Raw genomic sequence first — 14,972 nt, forward strand, 5'->3', positions numbered from 1 at the left:
GCCGACCGCGGTCCACCGGCCGCGGTCCGCCGAGCGGCGCCCGGCCCGGCGGCCCCGACGCCCGGTCAGGTGTACGACCGGCGGGGCACGGTGAGGTGGTAGCCCTCGTCCAGCAGGACCGGCAGGTAGGCGCGCAGCGCGCGGACGGTCTGCGAACGGTCGCCGCCGGCGTCGTGGTTGAGGACCAGGAAGCCCGGGGCGGCGCCGCCCACCACCTGGTCGGTGATCGCGTCGGCGGCGGGGGGCGGTTCGGTCCAGTCGAAGCTGTCCAGCGTCCAGGCCAGCGGTTCCATGCCCATCTCGGCGCCGAGCCGGAATGCCTCCCGGTTCCAGGCGCCGTAGGGCGCGCGGAACCACAGGGGGCGTGCGCCGTAGGCGCGTTCGACGATGTCGCTGGTGCGTTCCATCTCGGAGCGGATGCGGGGGCGGGAGAGCTTGGTGAGCAGCGGGTGGGTCCAGGTGTGGTTGCCGACGACGTGTCCCTCGTCGGCCATCCGGGCCAGCAGGTCCCGGTTCCCGGCGGCCCTCGCCCCGCACACGAAGAACGTGGCCCGGACGTCGTACCTGGCCAGGGTGTCCAGGATGTGCGGGGTGTATCGGGGGTCGGGACCGTCGTCGAACGTCAGCATCATGGTCCGGCCGCGGCCGGGCATGCGCAGGATCGGCGCGCGGCGCACCCGGGTCGGTCCGGGGACGGCGCGTGGCGTGCCCTCGCCCGTCAGCGGCCGCAGACGGTAGGCGGAGGGGGCGAGGGCGCCGCGCGCCGCAGAGGAGCCCCCGGCCGGGCCGGCGCCTCGCACGGAAGGACCGGAAGAGCCGGAAGTGGCGGAGGAGCCGGAAGAGCCGGAGGAGCCCGAGGAGCCCGAGGAGCCGGAGAACAGCAGACCGGCGGTGCCGGCCGCTCCCGCCGCCCCCAGGGTGGCGGCCCCGGCGAGCAGGGCCCGCCGCCGCGTGAGCAACTGTTCCTTCTGCATGACTCATCAGTCGCCCGTGGAGCACCTCGGGACCACGCGACCGCCGGAGCGGGGCCGGGAAAACACCCGCCTGGCCCAGTGCCGGGCCGGTCCGGTCCGGTTCAGCGGCGGCGCACCAGCGGGAAGGGCAGCGTCTCGCGGATGGTCAGTCCGGTGAGGAACATGACCAGCCGGTCGACGCCGAGACCGAGGCCGCCGGTGGGCGGCATGGCGTAGGAGAGGGCGTCGAGGAAGTCCTCGTCGAGTTCCATCGCCTCGGGGTCGCCGCCGGCGGCGAGCAGCGACTGGGCGGTGAGGCGGCGCCGCTGCTCGACGGGGTCGGTCAGTTCCGAGTAGGCGGTGCCGAGTTCGGTGCCGAAGGCGACGAGGTCCCAGCGCTCGGCCAGGCGCGGGTCGGTGCGGTGCTGCCGGGTGAGGGGGGAGACCTCGGTCGGGAAGTCCTTGTAGAAGGTGGGCGGTCCGGTCCGTTCCTCCACCAGCCGCTCGTACATCTCCAGGACCACGTCCCCCGGGCCGTCGTCGGCGGTGTAGGGCACGCCCGCGCGGTCGCAGTGCCGGTGCAGCACCGCCAGGGCCGTGCCCGCGTCGATCTCCTCCCCCAGCGCCTCGGAGATCGCGCCGTGGACGGTCTTGACCGGCCAGGGCCCGGAGATGTCGTACTCGGTGCCGCCCCGGCGGGCGACCGGACGGCCGAGGGCGGCGGTCGCGGCGGCCTGGATCAGTTCGCGGGTGAGGTCGAGCATCACGTCGTAGTCGGCGTAGGCCTGGTAGGCCTCCAGCATCGTGAACTCGGGGTTGTGCTTGTAGGAGACGCCCTCGTTGCGGAAGGTGCGGCCCAGTTCGAAGACCCGCTCCAGGCCGCCGACGCAGAGCCGCTTCAGGTACAGCTCGGGGGCGATGCGCAGGTACAGGTCCAGGTCGTAGGCGTTGATGTGGGTGGTGAACGGGCGGGCGTGGGCGCCGCCGTGGACCTGCTGCAGCATCGGGGTCTCGACCTCGAGGAAACCGCGGTCCAGCAGGCCCTGGCGCAGGGCCTGGACGGCGGCGGAGCGGGTGCGGACGACGGCGCGGGCCTCGGGGCTCGTCACCAGGTCGAGGTGGCGGCGGCGGATCCTCGCCTCGGGGTCGGCGAGGCCGCGGCGCTTGTCGGGCAGCGGGTGCAGGCACTTGCCGAGCAGCGTCCAGGAGGTGACGAAGACGGTCGGCTCGCCCCGGTCGCTGACGCCCGCCCGGCCGGTGGCGGTGATGTGGTCGCCGAGGTCGGCGTCGGCGGTGAAGCGCTCCAGGGCCGGGCCGGAGCCGGAGCGGGTGAGGGCGAGTTGGCGGTCGCCGGACCAGTCGCGCAGGACGACGAAGACGATGCCGCCGAAGTCGCGCACCAGCATGATCCGCCCGGCGACCGTGACCTGCTCCCCGTCGCGGACCTCGGAGAGGACGCGGGTGCGGGCCGGGACGCCGACCGGGTAGGGGTCGGTGCCCGCGGCGCGCAGCCGGTCGAGGGTGCGGTGGCGGACCCGGACCTGCTCGGGCAGGCCGGCGAGCGGGTCGGCGGGCGCGGCCCGCCGCACCTCGCCGCCGGGGACCGCCGGGGCGGGCGGGGCGCCGGCCGCGGCGGGCCCGCGCCCGTGCCCGGTGTGGCCCTTGCCCCAGAGCTTGCGCAGCGAGGGTACGGAGACGAAGCCCTCGGCGATGCCGGAGGCCAGGCCGATCCGGGCGAGCTGGGCGGCGTCGCCGTAGCAGATGAAGCGGGGGTACCACTCGGGGTGGTACTTGGCGTTGGAGCGGTACAGCGCCTCCAGCTGCCACCAGCGGGAGAGGAACAGCAGCAGGCGGCGCCACAGCCGCAGCACCGGCCCGGCGCCGATGCGGGCGCCCTCCTCGAACGCCGAGCGGAAGACGGCGAAGTTCAGCGAGATGCGGTGCACGCCCCGCTTCGCAGCGGCCGCGCACAGCTCGGCGACCATGAACTCCATGACGCCGTTGGGGGCGGCGCGGTCCCGGCGCATCAGGTCCAGGGAGACGCCGTCCTGGCCCCAGGGGACGAAGGAGAGCAGGGCGAGCAGCCGCCCGTCGGCGCTGAGGGCCTCCACGAGGAGGCAGTCGCCGTCCGCGGGGTCGCCGAGGCGGTCCAGGGCCATGGAGAACCCGCGTTCGGTCTCGGTGTCGCGCCAGGCGTCGGCCTTGTCGATCACCTCCTCCATCTCGGCGTCGCCGAGGGTGGCGTGGCGGCGGATGCGGCAGGTGGCGCCGGTGCGCCGGACGCGGTGCACGGCCTGCCGGGTCACGCGCATGTCCCGGCCCGCGAGGTCGAAGTCGGCGACGTGCACGATCGCCTCGTCGCCCAGTTGCAGGGCGCCGAGTCCGGCGCGGGCGTAGGCCCTGGCCCCGTCCTCGGAGGCGCCCATCACGGCGGGCGCCCAGGCGTGGCGGCGGGCGACGTCCAGCCAGGCGGCGATGGCGTGCGGCCAGGCCTCGCGGTCGCCTACGGGGTCGCCGCTGGCCAGGCACACCCCGGCCTCGACGCGGTAGGTGACGGCGGCCTTGCCGCTCGGCGAGAAGACCACGGCCTTGTCGCGGCGGGTGGCGAAGTAGCCGAGGGAGTCCTGTTCGCCGTAGGCCGTCAGCAGGGCGCGGATACGGTCCTCCTCGTCGCCGTGCAGGGCCGCCTCCAGACGCTGCGAGCGGAACAGCGTGGCGGCTGCGTTGAGCAGGGCGAGCGCGCCGAACAGGCCGAGCAGGAAGGTGACGGCGCGCGGCGGCCGGCCGTCGAAGGCGCGTGCGCCGACCAGTCCGCCGCAGACGCGGTCGGCGGCCCAGGCCAGGTACTGGCCCTCGGGCAGGGTGCCGGGGAACAGCGCGACCAGGCCCCAGCCGGCCAGGATCGCCACCGCGATCCCGGCGGCCAGCACGGCCAGCGCCCGCCACACGGCGCCGCGGCGGGAGGCGGCGTAGAACTCGTCGCGGGCGGCGACGAGCAGCAGCAGCGCCAGGGAGCAGACCACGAGGGACGGCAGCGACTCGGCGTACTCGCCGGCCGCCAGGCCGACCACGTCGCTGAGGACCACGAGGCCCAGGTAGACGACGACCAGCCACCAGGCGACCTTCTTGCGGGCGGCGGTCGCCGCGGCCAGCAGGAAGAGGAAGGCGGCGTAGGCGAGGTTGGCGCTGACCGGGACGAGGAGGAGTTCGAGGACGCGGACGACCGGGCGGAGCAGCACGCGCAGCGGGGCGACGAGGTCCAGCAGGACGCAGAACAGGCCGAGCGCGCCGAAGAAGGCACCGACGCCTTCGGGCACCCGGTGGAGGAAGCCGTCGCGGGGCGGCCTCCCGGGACGGCTTCCGGCCCCGGCCGCGGCCGGGGCGGCGTCGGCGGTGGCGGTCATGGTCGCTTCGGGGTGGCGCTCATGTTCCGACTGTAGGAACACCCCGTGCGCCGCGCCCGTCGAAGCGGCCCGCGCTCCGGTGCCGCCCGCGGCCTCCGATAGCCTCACGACGTGACGGAACAGCACGCACAGCGGTTCGAGCGGGGCACGGACGGGCCGAAGGTGATCCTCGTCGGAGTGGACGGCTCCGATTCGTCGATGCGGGCCGCGGCCTACGCGGGCGGTCTGGCCCGCAGGCAGCACGCCCTGCTCGCCGTCGTGTACGTGCAGCCGGTGATGACGGCGGGCGCCGCGCTCGGGGCGCCGGTGGCGGAGACGACCGACGAGATCGCCGAGGACCTGGTCCAGCAGATCCGCGAGGCGGCCGAGCGGGTCAAGGGGATATTCGAGGTCCGCTGGGAGTTCCACACCTTCCGCGGCGACCCCTACAACGGCCTCGTCACGGCCGCCGACGAGCTCAAGGCGGACGCCGTGGTGGTGGGCGCCTCCGAGCAGGCCGGCCACCGGATCGTCGGCTCGGTCGCGGTGCGGCTGGTGAAGGCGGGGCGGTGGCCGGTGACGGTGGTGCCGTGACCCGCCGCGGCGGGCCGGGGCGGCCGCCGCCGTCCCGATCATGCGTGGCGTCTTCCCTGACCGGCGGTGCTGGGCCATCATGATCCGCCGTCAGCCGTTTGCCGTCTGCGAAGAGGTGAGGCGCATGGCCGGACTCCGAATGGGCGAAGGCATTCTCCGCCGCAAACCCATCGAGCACATCGAAGAGACGGAGGTCGCCGAGGGCCCACGGCTGGAGCGCTCGCTGGGCCTGTGGCAGCTGACCGCGATCGGTGTGGGCGGCATCATCGGCGCGGGCATCTTCACCCTCGCCGGTACGGTGGCCAACGGCACGGCGGGCCCGGCGGTGGTCGTGTCCTTCCTCATCGCCGGCCTCGCCAGCGCGGCGGCGGCGCTGTCGTACGCCGAGTTCGCGGGTCTGATCCCGAAGGCGGGCTCGGCCTACACCTACGGTTACGCGGTGCTCGGCGAGTTCGCGGGCTGGTTCATCGGCTGGGACCTGCTGCTCGAGTACACGGCGATCGTGGCGGTGGTCGCGATCGGCATCTCCGGCTACTTCGGCTTCCTCGTCGAGGACATGGGCGCGCAGCTGCCGTCCTGGATGCTGGGCGCGCCGGGCACGGGTGCCGGGCACCGGGTCGACCTGTTCGCGGCCGTGCTGTGTCTGGTCATCGCGTGGCTGCTGAACCTCGGCATGCGCAGCGCGGCCCGCTTCGAGACGTTCGTGGTGGCGCTGAAGGTCCTGGTGGTGCTGCTGGTGATCGGGGTGGGCGTCTTCCACATCACCACCGCCAACTACCGGCCGTTCTTCCCCTACGGCATCGGCGGGACGTTCACCGGTGCGGCCACGGTGTTCTTCGCGGTGTTCGGCTACGACGCCATGTCGACGGCGGCGGAGGAGTCGCGGGACGCGCAGCGGCACATGCCCAAGGCGATCGTCTACTCGCTGGCGATCTCGATGGTGCTGTACGTGGCGGCCTGCCTGGTGCTGACCGGCATGCAGAACTACAAGGAGATCGACAAGGAGAGCGGCTTCTCCACGGCGTTCAAGTCGGTGGGCCTGAGCGGGCTGGCGGACGTGATCGCGGTGGGCGCGATCATCGGCATTCTCACCGTGATGTTCACCTTCATGCTGGGCGTGACCCGGGTGTGGTTCGCCATGTCCAGGGACGGGCTGCTGCCCAAGTGGTTCGCGAAGACGCATCCCACGCGGCACGTGCCGACGCGGGTGACGTGGATCGTCGGGGCGGCCTCGGCGGTCATCGCCGGGTTCCTGCCGATCGCCGAGGCGGCCGAGCTGACCAACATCGGCATTCTGCTGGCGTTCGTGGTGGTGTGCACGGCGGTGATCGTGCTGCGCCACCGCCGGCCGGATCTTCCGCGCGCCTTCCGCACGCCGTGGATGCCGTTCGTGCCGGCCCTCGGCGTGGTCTTCTCGATCTGGCTGATCACGTTCCTGCAGTGGCAGACCTGGGTGCGGTTCGCCGTGTGGTTCCTGATCGGGTGCGTGATCTACTTCGCCTACTCCTACAAGCGGTCGGCCCTGGCGCGGCGCTGACCGCCCGGCCAGGTTCGGGCTCCACAGCTCCACGCCGCGCCGTCTCAACGTCTCAACGAGTCGCCGGGAGCCCGGACTTCGCCGCCGGCGGCGGGCGGGAGGGCGGCGGCGGACGCCGCGCGCGGTGCCGGATGCCCCGGCGCGGCGTGCTGCTCCCGTTGGTGGGCCTGGCAGGCGGCCGCCGCGGCGAGGAGGGCCGTCACGGCCAGGGCCACCTGCCGTCTGCGTGCGATCATCGGTTCACCCCACTGCGATCATGCGTCGGACAAAGTCGTACGGTCAGATGAATGGGTACGAAAATGGCCGCCGCCGCAAACGGCATCGCCCCCTCCGTTAACCCGTCCGGCGTGCTTCCGTGATCCGGTGACCGTTCGTCGAACCGTTCGTCGACACGATCGACCGTCCGCCGCAGAGCCGTGCGCGCGCCCTGTCCCCGCCGGGACCTTCGCGGTGCCATACCGCCATGACGGCCGGAATGACCCTCCCGCTCCCGCACGGGACGACGACCGCCGAGCACGAGCTCGCCGCACTGCAGCGCGAGCACGGCAGGCCGCTCTTCGCACTGCTGCTCAGGCTCTGCGACGGCGACCGGCAGCGCGCCGAGGACCTCCTGCAGGAGACCCTCGTCCGCGCCTGGCAGCATCCCGAGGCGCTGCGCGCCGACGCCTTCGACTCCGTACGGCCCTGGCTGCTGACCGTGGCGCGCCGACTCGCCATCGACGCGCGCCGGGCCCGGCAGGCGCGGCCGCCGGAGGTCGGGGACGCCGTGCTGGAGAACGCGCGGGTGATCGCCGACCACGCCGAGCGCTCCGCCGCGACGCTCGACGTGCGCGAGGCTGTGAAGACACTCACTCCGGAGCACCGTGAAGTCCTGGTGCTGGTGTACTTCCAGGGGGCGAGTGTGGCGGAAGCTGCGCAAACACTGGGGATTCCGCCCGGTACCGTGAAGTCCCGCGCGTACTACGCGCTGCGCGCCCTGCGCCGGGTACTTCCGGGATATGCGGCCGACCTGCGGTGAAACCGGACCGTAAGTCAAACCTTCGTAAAGTGCCTTGCTGCGGACCCTCGTTGAGTAATCGGCTGTCCTCATCCGTGTTCCGGACAGGGGTCCCAGGGCTCGGTCCCGGGCGACGCGCACGCACCGGAGGAAGGCAGGGAAGGGATGCTGCACAGAGGTCACGAGAGCACGGACGGCAGCGGTGGCGGTGAACTGGCCGTCCCCATGGCGTGGTTGTACGCCGAGTACATCGCCGACGAGCTGCTGCGCACCGGCGACCTGATGCCGCCCACGTCCTTCGAGTTCCGCGCCGGGCGGGACGCGCTGGCGCTGACCGTCTTCCTCTCCGACACGACTGGCGAGCTCTCCGGCATCCAGGTGGTCTCGCAGCTGGAGACCTGGATGTCGCTGACGGCGTACGACCAGCCGTGGCAGCACTGGGTGGGCGAGCGGATGGCCGAGCTGGCGGCCGACGCGCACGCCGCGGGTGTGCCCTCGCCGGACCTGGCGCTGGCCGAGGCCGCCTGGCGCTGGCTGGAGGAGACCGAACTGCTCGCCCCCGACCTGGACGCGGTCCCGGGCGGCGCGGGACTGATCGGCGAGGACGAGGGGCCGAAGGTGTGGACCCCGGCCTGGCGGCTCGGACTGCCCCTCGGGCACCTCGCGATCCATCTTTTTTAGATTCGCACCAATCCGCGGGCCGGACCGCTCCGAACGTCTTGGTTGCCATTCTGTGATCCGTGGCTTGAGTGATTCGGCTGTCCGGTGCGTACGGGTGGGAGCAAGGAGTAACCCCACCCGCACTCATCGGCACGAGGATTCGGCATGAGGTCCCTGGAACGGCATCGCGACGTCGGCGCGTACGCGCTCGGCGTGCTGGACGAGGCGGACGCCTTCCGCTTCGAGGACCACCTCATGGAGTGCCCGCGCTGCGCGGCGCACGTCACCGAGTTCGGTCCCACCGCGCGGCAGCTGATGCTGTACCGGCGCGCCACGCCGCGCTTCGTGCACCCCATGACGCAGCCCGGCCCCCGGTTGCTGGACCGGCTGGTCGGCGAGGTGTCCCGGCGCCGCCGGAGCGGACGCCGGCGCCTGCTGTACGCCGTGGCCGCCTCGGTGGTGTTCGCCGTGGCCGGACCCGGGATCGCCTTCGTGGCCGAGGCCGGGGCGGGGGCCGGGAAGGAGCCGATGCGGGTCTCCGCGACCGACGCGCGGACGGGTGTGTGGGCGCAGGTCAGCGCGGAGAACGCGGACTGGGGCAGCCAGGTCGAGCTGCGGATCAAGGACGGGACCGGCCCCCGCTCCTGCCGGCTCGTCGCCGTCGGCCGCGACGGCTCGGAGCAGACGGTGACCAGCTGGGCGGTCCCCTCGCACGACGCCCGGCCGAAGACCATGGCGGGCGGGAGCGCGATGCATCCGGACGAGATCGCCCGCTTCGAGGTGCGCACGGAGGACGGGCGGCCCCTGGTGACCCTGGCCTCGCACTGATCGGCGCCGCGGCCCGCAGGAGGGGCGCCGGGGTCCGGGCCGCCCCCGGACTTCGGTGGTGCCCCGCGCTCCGGGCGGCGGCTACTTCAGCAGCCGGGACAGTCTGCGGTCCGCCAGCGGCTTGCCGCCCGTCTGGCAGGTCGGGCAGTACTGCAGGGACGAGTCGCTGAACGAGACCTCACGGATGGTGTCTCCGCAGACCGGGCAGGGCTCGCCGGTGCGGCCGTGCACCCGCAGGCCGCTCTTCTTCTCGGCCTTGAGCCGTCCGGCGGCGATGCCCCGGGAGCGCTCGACGGCCTCCGTCAGGGTGGCGCGCAGCGCCGCGTGCAGTCGCGCGGTCTCCTCCGGGGTGAGGGAGGCGGCGAGCTTGAACGGGGACATCCTCGCCGCGTGCAGGATCTCGTCGCTGTAGGCGTTGCCCACTCCCGCGATCAGGCTCTGGTCGCGCAGCGCGCCCTTGATCTGGCGGCGCTCCCCCGCGAGCAGGCCCGCGAGGCGCGCCTCGTCGAAGTCGTCGGCCAGCGGGTCCGGACCGAGCCGGGCCACCCCCGGCACGTCCCGCGGATCCCCCACGACGTACACCGCGAGCCGCTTCTGGGTGCCGGCCTCGGTGAGGTCGAAGCCCGCGCCGGTCTCCAGGGCGACGCGCAGCGCGAGCGGACCCTTGCCGGGGCGTGGCGGGGCCTGCGGCAGCGGGTCCTTCCACTGCAGCCAGCCCGCGCGGGCGAGGTGGGTCACCAGGTGCGGGCCGCCCTCCGTCGCGACGGCGAGGAACTTGCCGTACCGGCCCACCGCCGTGACCGGCCGGCCCTGCAGGGCGGTGACGGGCGGGTCGTAGGTCTTGAGGACGCTGACGGCGACGGGCAGCACCCGGACCATCTCGTGGCCGACGAGGTGGTCGGTGAGGAAGTCCCTGAGCGCTTCGACCTCGGGCAGTTCCGGCATAGGTCCAGAGTGCCACCCGGCACCGGCAACGCCGCGCGGGCGCACCCGGTGAGCCTCCGGGCCCGGCTCCGCGCCCTCCGGCCACGCCCCCGGCCGCGCCGGTCAGGCGCGGTCCGGCACGACGAACTCGCACCACATGCACTTGCCGCCGCCCCGGGCCTCGACGCCCCACACGTCGGTGAGGCGGTCCACCAGCAGCAGCCCGCGGCCGGAGACGCCCGCCTCCCCCGGTTCCCGCCGGCGCGGCAGGGCGCTGGAGGAGTCCTCGACCTCGACCCGCAGCCGCCGGTCGGTGCCGGTGAGCACCCGCAGGGTGACGATCGCGGCGCCCTCGGTGTGCATCAGGGCGTTGGTGATCAGCTCGTCGGCCACGAGTTCGATCTCGTCGGAGCGTTCCCGGGCGCCCCAGGCGCGGACCGTGGAGCGGATCATGTGCCGGGTGTCGCTCAGCCCGTCCGGGTCGCCGGGGACCACGTGCCGCTGGAGCCGGCTGACGGGCTGCCGCTCGGTCAGTCCGCGGCGGCGCAGCACCAGCAGGGCCACGTCGTCGTCTCCGCCGCGCTCCTCGGCCGCGTCGATGAGCAGGTCGGCGAGGTCCCGTACGTCCTCCGGGCCCCCGGCGATCAGCGCGCTGAGATCGCTCATGCCGTCGTCCAGGTCGGTCCCGGGCTGCTCCACCAGGCCGTCGGTGCACAGCACCAGGGTCTGGCCGGGGTCGAGCTCCAGGGCGGCGACGGGGTACTCCAGGCTGCCGAACTCGGCGGACAGCCCGAGCGGCAGACCGCCGTCGACCGCGATACGGCGGCAGGTGCCGTCGTCGCCCCGCACCAGCGGGTCGATGTGCCCGGCCCGCACCACCTGCACGATGCCGGTGGACAGGTCGGCCTCCGCGTAGAGGCAGGTGGCGAAGCGGTCGGTGTCCAGTTCGTGCAGGAAGACGGAGGCGCGGGCCATCACCGTGGCCGGCGTGTGGCCCTCGGCGGCGTAGGCGCGCAGCACGATGCGCAGCTGGCCCATGACGGCGGCGGCGTGCGTGTCGTGGCCCTGGACGTCACCGATGACGGCGCCGACCCGTCCGCCCGGGAGCGGGATCAGGTCGTACCAGTCGCCGCCGATGTCGCGGCCCAGGGAGCCGCCGGCGTACCCGGAGCGGTAGCGCACCGCGACGTCGGCGCCGGGCACGCTGGGGATGGTGCGCGGCAGCATCGCCTGCTGCAGGCCCTGCGCCAGGTCCTTCTCCTGCTCGTAGAGCATGGCCCGCTGCAGGCTCTGCGCGATGCTGCTGCCGAGGGCGACCAGCACGTTGCGCTCCTCCTGGGAGAAGCCGCGCCGGTCGTTGTAGAGCAGACCCATGGAGCCGATCGGGCGGGCCTGGGCGATCAGCGGCAGATAGGCCGCCGAGGTGATGTTCAGCCCGGTGATGTGCGGCCACAGGACGGGGAAGCGCTCGGAGAAGTCCTCCGGGGACTCGATGAAGCACGGGCTCAGGGTCCGTACCGTCTCGCTCATCGGGTAGGGCTCGTCGATCCGGGTGACCAGGGTGCCGGGCACGAAGCTGCCCGCCGGGCCCTCGGCGACCAGCCGGATCCGGCCCGCCTCGACCAGGCCGAGGACGAGGCTGGTGGAGCCGAGCAGGGCGAGGCCACGGGTGTCCTTGACCACGTCGATGACGTCCTGGACCGTGCGGGCGTGGGCGAGCGCGGCGGTGGCGGCCTCCACCACGTTGGTCTGGTCGCGCCGGGCCGCCGCCTGCGCGGCGCGCTCCTGCCGGGCCGCGCTGTCGCCGAGCTCCTCGGTCGCATCCCGGACGATGCCGATGATCCGGCGCGGGCGGCCCGTCTCGTCGCGCCGGATGTAGCCCTGGGTGTGGGTCCAGCGCAGGCTGCCGTCGCGGCGGCGGATGCGGAAGTAGGTGCCGTAGTTCTCGCTGCCGTCCTTGAGCGCCTTGGCCACCAGTGCGTCGAGGCGGTGGCTCTCGGCCCGCGGCATCCGGTCGGCCAGGCTCTCGGGCCGGCCGTCGTACTCGCCGGGCCGGACGTCGAAGATCTCCTCGGCCAGGGGGTCCATGACGAACAGACCCGCGTCCAAGTCCCAGTCGAAGCTGCCCATGCGGTTCAGCGCCAGGATCGGATCCGAGTGCGCGGGCCAGTCGTCCGGGAGTGACAGGGCGTTCGCTCCCCGTTCAGCCATGGGGCCACCTTGCCAGGGATCGTCTGATTCTTCGAGCCGGGGTGGGCGCCTCGCGCGGTCCCGGGCGGGGACCGCGCGAGGCGGCTTTCACGCGGTGCCGCCGCCGGAGCGGGCGCCGAGGAGGACGCCGCTCACGTGCTCTCTTCGGAGATCGACGCGCCGCCGTCGTCGGAGGGGCCGGGGTGGTCGGGCACGGCCGGCGGGCCGGGGCCGTCGGCGGCGCCCGCCCCGGCGACGGGCCCGGCGGGGTCGGAGGTGCCGTAGGCGGCGGAGAGTCCGGAGCGGGCCGGGGGCGGCCCGGCACCCGGGGGAGCCTGCCCCGCGAGGTCCGGGTCCGGTGAGGAGCGCGGCAGGGAGATCCCGTCGCCCGGGGGCACCCGGGGCCCGGTCTCCGTCCCGGTCGCGTCCTGGTCCGGACGGTCCGAGTCGCCGCCGTCGTGCGAGCCGTGACCGTGTGTCTGCCCCCACGTGGGCTCGTCCGCCCCGCGCGGCGGCGGTACGACGCGGTCGCGCCGGACGTCCTGGCCGACCGACCGCTCGATCCAGGTGCCGTGGGCGGCGTCGACGATCGTGAGCCTGGTGACCGCGTGCGGCGCCGGGGAGACCACGACCACCTCGGAGGAGCGGTACGCGGACCACGGGCGGCCCCGGGCGAGCGGGGCGCCCGCCATGGCCACCGGGGGTTCGAGGGGGTTGCCGCAGACGCAGCGCAGGCGCGGCAGCCCGTGGTCGTCGACGAGGACGGCCGTGCCGGACTGGAGCACGGACTGCCGGGTGGTCGCGCGGCCGTCGCGGAAGCCGTGGTCGGTGACGCGGGTGTCGGCGCGCAGCACGACCGGGGTCAGGCCGCCGAGATAGCCGGGCAGGGACTTCGCGGCCACGCCCAGGACCTCGGCGAAGACGCGCGCCCTGGCGCCGTCGGCGGTCAGGTGGGAGATCTGCCGCCGTACGTCGCAGGCGGCGACGCGAGGCGTGCCGCCGTACAGTCCCGGCATGCTGCCGACCAGGGAGCGCACTCCCCGCGGGGCGGACGGGGGTTTCACCGACGGCACCTTCGGGACCGACGGCACGGACGGCGCCGGCCGGGCCGGCCGCGGTGTTCGGGTGGCCGGGGGCGGGGTAGCCAGGGAGATGGCCGTGGAGTCCGTGAAGGGGTCGGGCCCCCGCTCCGCGGCCGGTTCCAGGAAGAGCTCCACGTTCAGCCTGGTGGTCCGCTCGCCGCCGACGCATCCGGCGACGAGGAGCACGACCGAGAGGGCGCAAGCCGTGGCGAAGGTTCCGCTGGGTGTCCGCACCCCGTTCTCCTGCTTCGTCCGGGACGTTTCGTCCCTGTGGTCCGCTGCACCATTCTCTGCGCCACGGGCACGGATCACGCAAGCGGAGCGTTCGGGCACCCACAGTGACCACGGGTGGGGCCGGCGGGGAGAGAGGAGCGCACGGCCGTGGGCTGGTTCACCGCACCCGACTACTGGCTGAGCCGGCTGGTCTTCCAGCGGGCCCTGGCCACGCTCTACCTGGTCGCGTTCCTGACGGCGGCGCTGCAGTTCCGGGCGCTGCTCGGTGAGCGCGGCATGCTGCCGATCCCCCGCTTCGTGGCCCGGGTGCCGTTCCGGGGGGCGCCGAGCCTCTTCCACCTGCACTACTCGGACCGCTTCTTCGCGGCCTGCGCGTGGGCGGGGTGCGCCGTGTCCGCCGCGCTGGTCGCCGGGCTGGACGCGGCACTGCCGCTGTGGGGGGCCATGCTGCTGTGGCTGGTGCCCTGGGCGCTGTACCTGTCCGTCGTCAACGTCGGCCAGACCTGGTACGCCTTCGGCTGGGAGTCGCTGCTGCTGGAGACCGGCTTCCTCGCCGTCTTCCTCGGCAACGACGAGGTCGCGCCGCCCGTCGTCGTGCTGTTCCTGCTGCGCTGGATCCTCTTCCGGGTGGAGTTCGGCGCGGGGTTGATCAAGCTGCGCGGCGACGAGTGCTGGCGGAAGCTGACCTGTCTGCACCACCACCACGAGACCCAGCCGATGCCGGGGCCGCTGAGCTGGTTCTTCCACCATCTGCCCGGCCCGCTGCACCGCGCGGAGGTCGCCGCCAACCACTTCACCCAACTCGTGGTGCCGTTCCTGCTGTTCGCCCCGCAGCCGATCGCCACGGCCGCCGCCGCGCTGATGATCCTCACCCAGCTGTGGCTGGTGATGTCGGGCAACTTCGCCTGGCTGAACTGGATCACGATCGTGCTGGCGCTGTCCGTGGTGCGGTTCCCGTCCCACCCGCCGTCCGTGCCCGGCGCCCCGCTGTGGTACGAGATCGTCGTCCTCGCAGTCGCCGCGCTGATCGTCTGCCTGAGCTACCACCCGGTGGTGAACCTGGTCTCCCGCCGCCAGGTCATGAACCGCTCCTTCGACCCGCTGCACCTGGTCAACACCTACGGGGCGTTCGGAACCGTCAGCCGTGTCCGCCACGAGGTGGTCGTCGAGGGCACGCTCGACGACGTCCCGCGCGAGGACGCCGACTGGCGGGAGTACGAGTTCCGGGGCAAGCCCGGTGATCCGCGGCGCTGGCCGCGCCAGTTCGCGCCCTACCATCTGCGCCTGGACTGGCTGATGTGGTTCGCCGCGCTGTCCCCGGCGTACACCGGCGCCTGGTTCGGCGCGCTGGTGGAGCGGCTGCTGGAGAACGACCGCGACACGCTGCGACTGCTGCGCCGCTCCCCCTTCCCGCCCGGCGAACCGCCGCGATTCGTCCGCGCCCGGCTGTTCCGCTACCGCTACTCGACCTGGCGGGAACTGCGCGCCACCGGCGCCTGCTGGCACCGCACGTACGTGCGCGAATTCCTGCCCCCGACCCGGCTGACGGAGCCGGTCCGACGCTCGTGAACGCGGTCGGCGGCCGACCGC

The 14,972-nt window shown here is 73.7% G+C and carries 12 protein-coding genes; 6 read left to right on the top strand and 6 right to left on the bottom strand.

From position 1 onward, the window contains the following. Positions 1-65 precede the first annotated feature (65 nt). The gene (locus tag ACIPM1_RS09780) at positions 66-974 is read right to left on the bottom strand and encodes a polysaccharide deacetylase family protein (protein ID WP_402431369.1); all 909 of its coding nucleotides are present in this window, start codon (positions 972-974) and stop codon (positions 66-68) included. Positions 975-1,075: 101 nt separating this feature from the next. Further along, a complete protein-coding gene (gene lysX / locus ACIPM1_RS09785) occupies positions 1,076-4,357 on the bottom strand; it encodes a bifunctional lysylphosphatidylglycerol synthetase/lysine--tRNA ligase LysX (RefSeq protein WP_402431372.1) in 3,282 nt (1,093 codons plus the stop codon). A gap of 111 nt (positions 4,358-4,468) precedes the next feature. Here lysX and ACIPM1_RS09790 point away from each other — a divergent pair, with 111 nt between their 5' ends. Together ACIPM1_RS09790 and ACIPM1_RS09795 are read left to right on the top strand one after the other, a co-directional pair. Then, positions 4,469-4,930: a universal stress protein gene (locus tag ACIPM1_RS09790; RefSeq protein ID WP_356182730.1), complete on the top strand. Its 462-nt coding sequence runs from the start codon at positions 4,469-4,471 to the stop codon at positions 4,928-4,930. A gap of 124 nt (positions 4,931-5,054) precedes the next feature. Continuing rightward, positions 5,055-6,467: an amino acid permease gene (locus ACIPM1_RS09795; RefSeq protein ID WP_402431375.1), complete on the top strand. Its 1,413-nt coding sequence runs from the start codon at positions 5,055-5,057 to the stop codon at positions 6,465-6,467. A 44-nt stretch (positions 6,468-6,511) separates the two neighbouring features. Here ACIPM1_RS09795 and ACIPM1_RS09800 read toward each other — a convergent pair whose 3' ends face one another. Beyond that, complete coding sequence (locus tag ACIPM1_RS09800) at positions 6,512-6,703, bottom strand: hypothetical protein (RefSeq protein ID WP_402431378.1); 192 nt, start codon at positions 6,701-6,703, stop codon at positions 6,512-6,514. Between the two features lie 227 nt (positions 6,704-6,930). On the opposite strand from ACIPM1_RS09800, the gene ACIPM1_RS09805 reads away from it, so the two are divergent. The 3 genes from ACIPM1_RS09805 (at position 6,931) to ACIPM1_RS09815 (ending at position 8,952) form a co-directional block, all read left to right on the top strand. Then, positions 6,931-7,485 carry a sigma-70 family RNA polymerase sigma factor gene (locus ACIPM1_RS09805; RefSeq protein WP_356182738.1) on the top strand — a complete coding sequence of 185 codons (555 nt, stop codon included), beginning with the start codon at positions 6,931-6,933 and terminating at the stop codon, positions 7,483-7,485. A gap of 144 nt (positions 7,486-7,629) precedes the next feature. Beyond that, complete coding sequence (locus ACIPM1_RS09810; RefSeq protein ID WP_402431381.1) at positions 7,630-8,145, top strand: hypothetical protein; 516 nt, start codon at positions 7,630-7,632, stop codon at positions 8,143-8,145. 144 nt (positions 8,146-8,289) lie between these two features. Then, on the top strand, positions 8,290-8,952 hold the full coding sequence (locus ACIPM1_RS09815; protein WP_402431384.1) for a zf-HC2 domain-containing protein: 663 nt from the start codon (positions 8,290-8,292) through the stop codon (positions 8,950-8,952). An 81-nt stretch (positions 8,953-9,033) separates the two neighbouring features. Here ACIPM1_RS09815 and ACIPM1_RS09820 read toward each other — a convergent pair whose 3' ends face one another. From ACIPM1_RS09820 to ACIPM1_RS09830, 3 genes are all read right to left on the bottom strand, one after another. Next, positions 9,034-9,897 carry an Fpg/Nei family DNA glycosylase gene (locus ACIPM1_RS09820; protein ID WP_402431387.1) on the bottom strand — a complete coding sequence of 288 codons (864 nt, stop codon included), beginning with the start codon at positions 9,895-9,897 and terminating at the stop codon, positions 9,034-9,036. A 102-nt stretch (positions 9,898-9,999) separates the two neighbouring features. Beyond that, positions 10,000-12,087: a SpoIIE family protein phosphatase gene (locus ACIPM1_RS09825; RefSeq protein ID WP_402431390.1), complete on the bottom strand. Its 2,088-nt coding sequence runs from the start codon at positions 12,085-12,087 to the stop codon at positions 10,000-10,002. A 131-nt stretch (positions 12,088-12,218) separates the two neighbouring features. After that, positions 12,219-13,382, bottom strand: a complete 1,164-nt coding sequence (locus ACIPM1_RS09830) for a DUF6777 domain-containing protein (RefSeq protein ID WP_402431393.1) — start codon at positions 13,380-13,382, stop codon at positions 12,219-12,221. 147 nt (positions 13,383-13,529) lie between these two features. On the opposite strand from ACIPM1_RS09830, the gene ACIPM1_RS09835 reads away from it, so the two are divergent. Further along, positions 13,530-14,951, top strand: a complete 1,422-nt coding sequence (locus tag ACIPM1_RS09835) for a lipase maturation factor family protein (RefSeq protein ID WP_402431396.1) — start codon at positions 13,530-13,532, stop codon at positions 14,949-14,951. Positions 14,952-14,972 lie beyond the last annotated feature (21 nt).

The organism is Streptomyces sp. NPDC086766 (assembly GCF_044746005.1).
Lineage (GTDB): Bacteria > Actinomycetota > Actinomycetes > Streptomycetales > Streptomycetaceae > Streptomyces.

Coding starts and splice junctions, on each gene's coding strand:
- ACIPM1_RS09780 (WP_402431369.1), bottom strand. CDS start 974: ATGCAGAAGGAACAGTTGCTCACGCGGCGGCGGGCCCTGCTCGCCGGG.
- lysX (WP_402431372.1), bottom strand. CDS start 4,357: ATGACCGCCACCGCCGACGCCGCCCCGGCCGCGGCCGGGGCCGGAAGC.
- ACIPM1_RS09795 (WP_402431375.1), top strand. CDS start 5,055: ATGGCCGGACTCCGAATGGGCGAAGGCATTCTCCGCCGCAAACCCATC.
- ACIPM1_RS09800 (WP_402431378.1), bottom strand. CDS start 6,703: ATGATCGCACGCAGACGGCAGGTGGCCCTGGCCGTGACGGCCCTCCTC.
- ACIPM1_RS09805 (WP_356182738.1), top strand. CDS start 6,931: ATGACGGCCGGAATGACCCTCCCGCTCCCGCACGGGACGACGACCGCC.
- ACIPM1_RS09810 (WP_402431381.1), top strand. CDS start 7,630: ATGCTGCACAGAGGTCACGAGAGCACGGACGGCAGCGGTGGCGGTGAA.
- ACIPM1_RS09815 (WP_402431384.1), top strand. CDS start 8,290: ATGAGGTCCCTGGAACGGCATCGCGACGTCGGCGCGTACGCGCTCGGC.
- ACIPM1_RS09820 (WP_402431387.1), bottom strand. CDS start 9,897: ATGCCGGAACTGCCCGAGGTCGAAGCGCTCAGGGACTTCCTCACCGAC.
- ACIPM1_RS09825 (WP_402431390.1), bottom strand. CDS start 12,087: ATGGCTGAACGGGGAGCGAACGCCCTGTCACTCCCGGACGACTGGCCC.